Source organism: Salinimicrobium oceani (genome assembly GCF_012037645.1).
This window is the reverse complement of sequence record NZ_JAAVJR010000430.1, coordinates 1-504: the sequence shown is the minus strand read 5'-3', so window position 1 is coordinate 504 and position 504 is coordinate 1. Positions and strand designations below refer to the sequence as shown.

1 pseudogene is annotated in these 504 nt (G+C 43.3%); it reads right to left on the bottom strand.

Annotated elements, in window-relative coordinates:
• Nucleotides 1–504 (bottom strand): annotated as a pseudogene (locus HC175_RS17565) (amidophosphoribosyltransferase); the annotation flags it as partial.

Genomic DNA, 504 nt, shown 5'->3' with positions numbered 1-504 from the left:
CCATCACAGTCACTGTATCTGCCTTTTCTTTTGGGTGCTGTCCCAGTTCCACCAGATTATTGAAAAGCTGGTGAACATTGGTCATGTTGAAGTTCCCTGCCACAATAAGATTCCTGTGCATCCAGTTGTTCTGCCTTAAAAAAGGGTGAACACTTTCAACACTGTTCTTTCCAAAAGTACCGTAACGCACATGGCCTAAAAATAACTCCCCAAGGTATGGGATATGCTTTTTTTGCAGCGCTACATCTTCCGCATATTCCGGATGCAGTTTTATCTCTTCATTGATCCTTTCATTGATCTGTGCAAAAATATCCTGAATGGGTTGTGCGGCATTAGATCTTATGCGGCTTATATACCTGTCTCCCGGCTGAGTGTTTAGCTTGATGCTTGCTAACCCGGCACCATCCTGCCCTCGGTTGTGCTGCTTTTCCATCATCAGGTACATCTTGTTTACCCCGTAAAAAGCCGTGCCGTATTTTTCTTTATAATATTCAAGAGGTTTTA